Source organism: Sporosarcina ureae (assembly GCF_029267015.1).
GTDB classification, from domain to species: Bacteria; Bacillota; Bacilli; order Bacillales_A; family Planococcaceae; genus Sporosarcina; species Sporosarcina ureae_D.
Map to the genome: position 1 here is coordinate 1 of NZ_JARIEA010000077.1, position 8,055 is coordinate 8,055.

The 8,055-nt window shown below is 42.1% G+C and carries 7 protein-coding genes and 7 tRNA genes; 11 read left to right on the plus strand and 3 right to left on the minus strand.

What is annotated here, in order from left to right:
* Positions 1-83: 83 nt before the first annotated feature.
* The 7 genes from Q7P97_RS13545 to Q7P97_RS13575 all read left to right on the plus strand — a co-directional run bounded on the left by Q7P97_RS13545 (position 84) and on the right by Q7P97_RS13575 (position 732).
* A tRNA-Trp gene (locus tag Q7P97_RS13545) sits at positions 84-154 on the plus strand.
* A gap of 27 nt (positions 155-181) precedes the next feature.
* Positions 182-257 (plus strand) — tRNA-His (locus tag Q7P97_RS13550).
* 53 nt (positions 258-310) lie between these two features.
* Positions 311-386: transfer RNA gene (locus Q7P97_RS13555), tRNA-His, on the plus strand.
* Between the two features lie 4 nt (positions 387-390).
* A tRNA-Gln gene (locus Q7P97_RS13560) sits at positions 391-462 on the plus strand.
* 8 nt (positions 463-470) lie between these two features.
* Positions 471-545 (plus strand) — tRNA-Gly (locus Q7P97_RS13565).
* Positions 546-552: 7 nt separating this feature from the next.
* Positions 553-623: transfer RNA gene (locus tag Q7P97_RS13570), tRNA-Cys, on the plus strand.
* Between the two features lie 28 nt (positions 624-651).
* Positions 652-732 (plus strand) — tRNA-Leu (locus Q7P97_RS13575).
* A 628-nt stretch (positions 733-1,360) separates the two neighbouring features.
* On the opposite strand, the gene Q7P97_RS13580 is transcribed toward Q7P97_RS13575, so the two are convergent.
* A complete protein-coding gene (locus Q7P97_RS13580; RefSeq protein ID WP_483315727.1) occupies positions 1,361-1,876 on the minus strand; it encodes a hypothetical protein in 516 nt (171 codons plus the stop codon).
* Complete coding sequence (locus Q7P97_RS13585; protein ID WP_303969854.1) at positions 1,870-2,577, minus strand: B3/B4 domain-containing protein; 708 nt, start codon at positions 2,575-2,577, stop codon at positions 1,870-1,872. Before Q7P97_RS13585 ends, Q7P97_RS13580 begins: the two co-directional genes overlap by 7 nt.
* 55 nt (positions 2,578-2,632) lie before the next feature.
* Between Q7P97_RS13585 and queG the strand changes: the two genes are divergently transcribed.
* Together queG and trmL are read left to right on the plus strand one after the other, a co-directional pair.
* On the plus strand, positions 2,633-3,769 hold the full coding sequence (gene queG, locus Q7P97_RS13590) for a tRNA epoxyqueuosine(34) reductase QueG (protein WP_303969862.1): 1,137 nt from the start codon (positions 2,633-2,635) through the stop codon (positions 3,767-3,769).
* A 14-nt stretch (positions 3,770-3,783) separates the two neighbouring features.
* Entirely contained in the window at positions 3,784-4,260 is a 477-nt protein-coding gene (trmL, locus tag Q7P97_RS13595; RefSeq protein ID WP_099635346.1) for a tRNA (uridine(34)/cytosine(34)/5-carboxymethylaminomethyluridine(34)-2'-O)-methyltransferase TrmL, read from the plus strand.
* A gap of 258 nt (positions 4,261-4,518) precedes the next feature.
* Here trmL and Q7P97_RS13600 read toward each other — a convergent pair whose 3' ends face one another.
* The gene (locus Q7P97_RS13600) at positions 4,519-5,817 is read right to left on the minus strand and encodes an NCS2 family permease (protein WP_303969857.1); all 1,299 of its coding nucleotides are present in this window, start codon (positions 5,815-5,817) and stop codon (positions 4,519-4,521) included.
* Between the two features lie 155 nt (positions 5,818-5,972).
* On the opposite strand from Q7P97_RS13600, the gene Q7P97_RS13605 reads away from it, so the two are divergent.
* Together Q7P97_RS13605 and Q7P97_RS13610 are read left to right on the plus strand one after the other, a co-directional pair.
* The gene (locus tag Q7P97_RS13605) at positions 5,973-6,797 is read left to right on the plus strand and encodes an aldo/keto reductase (protein ID WP_303969858.1); all 825 of its coding nucleotides are present in this window, start codon (positions 5,973-5,975) and stop codon (positions 6,795-6,797) included.
* 29 nt (positions 6,798-6,826) lie between these two features.
* Positions 6,827-7,156, plus strand: a complete 330-nt coding sequence (locus Q7P97_RS13610; protein ID WP_303969860.1) for a hypothetical protein — start codon at positions 6,827-6,829, stop codon at positions 7,154-7,156.
* The last annotated feature ends 899 nt before the right edge of the window (positions 7,157-8,055 follow it).

Below are 8,055 nucleotides of genomic sequence, written 5' to 3' on the forward strand. Positions count from 1 at the left end.
GGTAGCGAAGTGGCTAAACGCGGCGGACTGTAAATCCGCTCCCTCCGGGTTCGGCGGTTCGAATCCGTCCCCCACCACCATTTAGGGGCATAGTTCAACGGTAGAATAGAGGTCTCCAAAACCTTTGATGTGGGTTCGATTCCTACTGCCCCTGTATTTTTTAAAAATAATAATTATTCTGGCGGTCGTGGCGAAGTGGTTAACGCATCGGATTGTGATTCCGACATTCGGGGGTTCGATACCCCTCGTCCGCCCCATACTTTTAAAAATAATTAACACCTATTACTATACTGTAAGTGATCATAACATGGCGGTCGTGGCGAAGTGGTTAACGCATCGGATTGTGATTCCGACATTCGGGGGTTCGATTCCCCTCGTCCGCCCCATTAGTGGGGTATAGCCAAGCGGTAAGGCAACGGACTTTGACTCCGTCACTCGTTGGTTCGAATCCAGCTACCCCAGTCAGTTTTGCGGAAGTAGTTCAGTGGTAGAATACGACCTTGCCAAGGTCGGGGTCGCGGGTTCGAATCCCGTCTTCCGCTCCACTATGTTGGCGGCATAGCCAAGCGGTAAGGCACGGGTCTGCAACACCCTTACCACCGGTTCGATTCCGGTTGCCGCCTTTTAATTTCATATAATTACTTTACACGTGCCCGAGTGGTGGAATGGCAGACACGTCGCACTCAAAATGCGATGCCGCGAGGCGTGCCGGTTCAAGTCCGGCCTCGGGTATCACCAAAAGAACACAGCATATGCTGTGTTCTTTTTTTATGGTTCAAGCAATAAGTAAGAGTGCATTGTCTATTTGAATGATGGTGTAGCAAGCCACAGAGGGCTCATGTACTGGGCTTAAATCTATTTTACCCAGTACAATGTCGATTGAGCTTACAGAGCAATGCGTAGATGCTGACACACGAGTGGTGTGCAGAACGAGAAACAAACGTAACAAACTAATATAAAGTGATCTGAATTGTAAAGTGGTATGAGAAGTTCTATATCTATACTTTACAAAATACTTTTAGACATCCTTCGATATTCAGTGATTTAATTTAAAGCTTATAAGGATGGGACGTCAAGAAATACTGAATCACTATTCTCCAGATTACTTCAGGCTAGCTAGATACCGCCTTCTTATTATAATGACAAAATACAAAAATACCTGCTGCCTGTCAAAATGACAGGCAGCAGGCCATAGAGGAGAAATATGAAAGGGTGTTACTAATTAAGGGTTCATTGCCATGGACGTGGTTGGTAATGGGTCATTGGTCAATGTGTAAAGGGTAACAAGTAATTGGTTTTAGCAAGTTTGTGTTCATATTCCCCACTCTATGCCTCAAAAAGGAGTCTCACCTTTTTGAGGTTAAAAGTAGTTAGCACCATCGAAGTCGAGAACGATTGAATAGTTTTTCATGTTGATGCGATTCGATAATTGATGCGCTGCTTTTTCCGCTTGTTGTGCTTTCAATCGATATTCTTCTGGGTCAAACAATGCCACACGATAAATCGTAGTCGATTCGGCAAAACCATATTGTATTTCTTCTTTACTCGCTAAAGAGAATTGTTTATAGTAAGAAGACTTTGCACGCAATTGGATAGCCAGTTCAATGGCTTCAACTAATGGTAGTTGTTTGTCTTCAAACTCTACTGTATTTGTGCTGTTTGCTACGTAGATGAGATAGTCCAGTTTGCGTTGATCTAGTCTAACTTGCTCCATCTCGGCTTCTACGTCTTGTAATGTTCGGCTAATTATTGGACGTGGTGCGCCTTTTTCAACCGTTATGAAAGCCACTCGTTGGGCTTCTGTTTCGAGCTCACGTATTTGCTTGGATAGAATACTTTTTAATTTAATGCCTTCGGCTAATGTTATATTCATGATTCCACCTCTTTTGTTAGGATAAAGTTAGGATTTCGACTATCCACTACAGAACTTTGATAATCACCACCGTTTATGCTTGTGAACATTTTACCACAAGCGTCGGCTAATTGTTGAGCTTTTTCTTGTTCCAATGAAGGATGAATGAAAAGCAGTTGAATGATGTTTTCGGTTTCCTCTGTTACGGCTGTTCGTATAGAATCGACATACGGGCTACCAAATGGACTGTAACCGTCGCTTAGGAGTAAGATATTTTCAAAGGTATTGAATTGATTATTCAATCCTTCGTAGCCGTCCTCAGCGCTGCCGACTGACAACAAAATATCTCCAGCTATTTTGTCAGCATCGTAAATAACTGTTGGGATTTCGTATTGCAGTGAAAAGAACGTGTTCAGATCTTCTGCACTATGGAAAGAAGAAGTATAGTGTCGATCTTTGATCTGCTGTAAGAGTAATTGAAGAGCTGGTGGCTTAGTCGATAGGTCTGCACCAAGAGTTGTCCAGATGGATTGCCATTCCGCTAGACCCTTAAAATCTGCGAAGTCTTTGTCAAGTAGTTCGAAATATAATTGTTCTTGAAATAATTGTAGTCGTCCTTTTAGCATCTGAGGTGATGCAGAGACGATTGTTTTGTTATAATAGATTATGCCTAATTTAAAATCAGGGATTTTCGTGAATATAGAAGAATCAATAGTAAGTTGCATCAGTACCACCTGCTTGTAATTTTACTTCATCTTATCATAAGGGAGGCGGAGAATGGTGAATGTCGCTCAGTTACAGCAAGAAATACAAACGTTTGCGGCGTCCATTGGAATAGATAAAATTGGTTTTACGACGGCAGCTCCATTTATGAAATTGAAAGATCGTCTGAAACAACAGCAACGATTAAACTATCAATCGGGTTTTGAAGAACCGGATATAGAGAAACGAACGGAGCCTTTATTATTGCTAGATCAAGCAGAGAGTATTATTGCTATAGCCGTTGCGTACCCCTCAAAAATGTCAGATAGTCCTCGTGGGAAAAAAGGGGAACGTCGTGGTATGTTTTGCAGGGCTTCTTGGGGTGAAGATTATCATACCGTGTTGCGTGCCAAGCTAGCACAGCTTGAATTATTTATTCTGACTAAGGTGCCAGATGCGCGACTTCGCTCCATGGTGGATACAGGAGAGCTTGTAGATCGTGCAGTAGCAGAACGTGCAGGTATCGGTTGGTCGGCTAAGAACTGTTCCATCATTACACCGGAGTTCGGATCTTATGTTTATTTAGGTGAGATTATTACGAATTTGCCGTTTGCACCAGATGAGCCGATGGAAGATCAGTGTCTAGATTGTAATTTATGCTTGGATGTCTGTCCGACGGGTGCACTTGTACAGCCTGGACAATTAGATGCCCAGCGTTGCATTGCGTTTTTGACACAAACAAAGAAACCTGTACCTGAAGAGTTTCGACATAAGATCGGGAATCGATTGTATGGATGTGATACCTGCCAAACGGTTTGTCCAAAAAACAAAGGAATGAATCACACACACCAGCTGGAATTCACGCCTGAGCCGGAGCTCGTGAAACCTTTGTTGCTGTCACTATTGACCTTATCCAACCGACAGTTCAAAGAGCAGTATGGCTATATGTCAGGCTCTTGGCGCGGAAAGAATCCAATTCAGCGAAATGCATTGATTGCTTTAGCGCATTTCAAAGACGAAGCAGCGATACCTGAATTAACGAGATTGTTAAAAGAAGATCCGCGGCCGATGATTAGAGGAACAGCGGCATGGGCACTTGGTGAGATTGGAAAGATAGAAGCGCAAGAAGTGCTGACTGAAAGTTTGGTTACGGAAGAAGATGAGTTTGTAGTAAGTGAAATTACACAAGCTATGAAACAGCTCCACATAAATTGAAAGAAGGTAGTAAGATGACGATTCACGTTGCATTATTCGAACCACAAATCCCTGCCAATACAGGAAATATTTCACGTACTTGTGCGGGAACTGATACAGCTCTCCATTTAATAAAGCCACTTGGTTTTTCTACTGAAGATAAAATGTTGAAACGGGCGGGCTTAGATTACTGGGAACATGTTGACATTACGTATCACGAAGGAATTCAGGAGTTTATAGACGCGTATCCGGAAGGCGAGTTTTATTTCATTACAAAATTCGGAGAGACGAGCTATGATACATTTGATTATTCGGATACCGATAAGGACATTTTCTTTGTGTTTGGAAAAGAGACTACCGGCTTGCCAAATGAAATAACGGAGAAGTATAAAGAGAGTTGTTTGCGCATACCGATGAACGATGAGCATATTCGTTCATTGAATTTGTCGAATACGGCTGCAATCCTCATTTATGAAGCACTTCGTCAACAGAAATTTGCACATTTAACATAATGCATAAAAAAAAGGGGATTGGCTCATGGCCAATCCCTCTTCTATTTACTTCATTTGGTTCGTTTTTGATTCGCCTGGCTTGTTATCGTATCCGCCAGTCAAGATTGCAGATAAGAATGCAAAACAAACGGCCATAATTAGAATTAGTCTCATTGTTTGTACCTCCTATGAAATCAATAGTCCTTTGTACAGTATACCGTAAAAATTATATAAATGAAATAATCTTCGTCATTTTATGTGACAGGTTCCTAACAAATCTTAGTGAGGCAGGAATAGTAGCTGATAGGTGAATAGTACCGCGAAGATATACATCAACATAGGAACTTGCTTACCCTTGCCCTTTGTAATCTTCAATAACGGGTATGTGATAAACCCAAGTGCGATACCAGTCGCAATACTTGAAGTAAGCGGCATCGTCAAAATGACAAGAAATGCAGGGAAAGATTCGTCGAATGAATCCCAATCGATATTTTTCACTGCGCCGATCATCAAACTACCAACAATAATCAAAGCAGGTGCTGTAATCGCAGCAACACCAGACAGAGCACTAACGATAGGACTGAAAAATGCTGCGACTATGAATAGCACTGCAACTGTTAAAGTAGTCAATCCTGTACGACCGCCTACAGCTACACCAGAGGACGATTCAACATAAGCGGATGTAGGGCTAGTTCCGACCATTGAGCCGACTGTGGCGGCTACTGAGTCAGCTAGAAGCGCATGGCGTGCACGAGGTAAAGATTTACCTTTCATGAGTCCAGCTTGCTTGGCTACTCCAATCATCGTTCCGGTTGTATCGAATAAAGTAACAAGTAGAAACGACAAGACGACACCGTATAAACCGTATGAAATAACATCTCCCATCGCCAGTACTGGGTTCCATACAAGAATACCTTCAGGCAGGTGAGGTATTTTCATAACCCCGTCGAATTGTAACTGCTTGGTGAAAAATGCGACAACGCCAGTTGCAATCATTCCAATGAATATAGCGCCATAGACGTTGCGATTCATCAAAACAATCGTCACGAGTAATCCGAACAAGGTCAATAGTACGGCAGGCGAGGTAAGTTCCCCTAGCTGCACGATATTTGACTCATGTGGAATGACTAATCCTGATAATCGCAGGCCGATGAATGCGATAAATAGTCCAATTCCGGCTGTGATCCCATGTTTAAGGTTTTCGGGAATTTCTTCAATTAGTTTTTCTCGGAAAGAAGTCATCGATAATAATACAAAGATTAGACCTGCAATAAATACTGCAGAAAAAGCTGTCAAGTAGTCGAGTTGACCGTCTGATCCGATAACGACAGAAGCAAAGTACGCGTTCAATCCCATACCGGGTGCAATGGCGATAGGATAATTTGCAAATAACGCCATCCAAAGTGTACCGATGACAGTGGCTATAATAGTGGCTAAAAAGACTTGGTCAAATGGAACCCCGGCCTCGGATAAAATAATAGGATTGACGATGACAATATAAACCATCGTTAGAAAAGTAGTCATTCCCGCCAGAAGCTCTGTTTTGACAGTCGTTTGATTTTTCTTTAATTGAAACACAGTATATTCTCTCCTTAAATTAAGAACATAGTAAAGACCATAGACAATAATATTCGTTTTTAGGAAAGAAATCAACTTATTATATCGAAAATGTATTCGTAAAACCTGTAAAATAATGTACAATTACACTATGAGTTCATAGAGGAGGAGTTATTATGTCAACGATTTTTGATCAGATGGTTATACTAGGTAACGGCGTGCAGATGCCGCAGTTCGGTTTAGGTACATATAAGATGACAGAACCGGAGCAAACGATGCAAGCAGTTGAGAAAGCGGTTTCATTGGGCTATCGCGCAATTGATACAGCATCTATTTACGAAAATGAACAAGTTGTAGGCGAAGCAATCCGTAACACGGGTATCGCGCGCGAAGATTTGTTTGTGACATCCAAAGTGTGGAATGACGAACAAGGGTATGATGAAACATTACGTGCATTCGAGCGTTCATTGACGAGGTTAGATATGAATTATCTAGATCTATATTTAACACACTGGCCTGTTACAGGCAGCTATGTGGATACATATCGAGCAATTGAAAGATTATATGATGAAAAATTAATTCGAGCTACAGGCGTTTCCAATCATCATGAAGCCCATTTACGAGAAATATTTGCGATTGCGAATATCCGACCAATGGTAAATCAAATAGAGGTTCATCCACGCCTAACGCAGGAACCATTGCGCCAGTTTTGCGCCGAACATCAAATCGCGGTAACTTCATGGAGTCCATTAGCTAGGGGACAAATCTTAGAAGATGCAACACTCATGGCGATTGCTGCTCAGCACGGAAAGACTGTTGCACAAGTCATCATTAGATGGCATATCCAAAATGGATTGATTGTCATTCCAAAATCGATTTCATTTGATCGGATTAAAGAAAATAGTGAAGTAGTTGATTTCGAATTAACGCTTTCTGATATGGCGTTGATTAATGCATTAAATCGAGATGAACGTACAGGTCAGAATCCAGAATCGTTTTAAATAAATCTGGATAAAAGGGGGAACGTAACGTGGGGATCTTTAGACGACAGCCTGATCGGCCCGTAGTGGAAGAGAAGGTGACAGTACAACCGACAGCCGTTCAATCAGATAATAGCCGATTGAAACAAGTAGGGACAGAATTAACTGCAGCCGTCGCCCAACACGAGAAAGTGAACGCTCAGCACAATGTCTTAGGTGAAGCAGTATCTGATATTGAATCAAGCTTTCATATCATTCAGGAATTAAGTGAAAAAACGACAAAGTCTTCTGCGCATGAGTTGATTGTGGAGCATATTCATGATGCGAAGGAAGTGGATAAGCGCTTAGAGAGCGGGATTGAGCAGTTGTTGTTGAAGTAGTTGAATATGGATGCCTTGGAAGCTACCATCTCCAAGGCATTCTTTTTTTGCTTCGATTACTTATTTTAAATAGTGTTTGAACTCCCTTAAGTTCAAGGGCAGGGCAGTGTCAATGGAACAGTGAGTGAATTTGAGAGTACGAGGGAATTGAAGCTCCAGTTGGCGGACGCTTTCCCATGGGCCCGCGGTGAGCCAACTGTTCGCTATGCTCTCTTAGTTGTCTCACCTGATCGGCCTGATCCATCAGGAGTCGCCGCCAACTTCCGCTTCCATCCTACATTGATAGTGCGAGTACTAAGATCACTCACTGTAGTTAGGGGATGAATTCTTGTTTTGTATTAAGGTATTTAGTTTCAAGTACTGAAGTTCAAAACCTATCACAACACTAACTTTAATACACAACAAAAAATATCACCCACTAGCATTGCAATGAATTGGAGCGAGAGCCGTAGCGAAGAACTGCTTTTGCGAGTAAAAGCGAAGCGTTAGGAGCACATCTTTGCACTTCGCCGCCAACTTCCGCTTCCATCCTAGGATGATAGTGTGAGTACTTAGATCACTCCCTGTAGTTTGTATATGACTTATTGTTTTATTTTATCTTATTTAAGTTCAAATACTAGGGCTCAAGTTATTGTTCAAGTTCAATACCAGTTACAATCCTAACTTTAATGCACAACACAAAGTATCAACTACTTACATTGCAAGGGATTGGAGCGAAGGAGGGGCGACTCCGGGAGGATCAGCGTGTGCCTTGAGACCCTGGACGTAGCGCAGCGAAGGAAGCGGCTCAAGCCACCATAGCTGTCAACTTAAGAATTCACAGTAAATTTATAACCCGCATCCCATGCACTATCCATGGTTTACTAGCGTGATTAAAAGGGTAAGATCTTTGTAAGCAC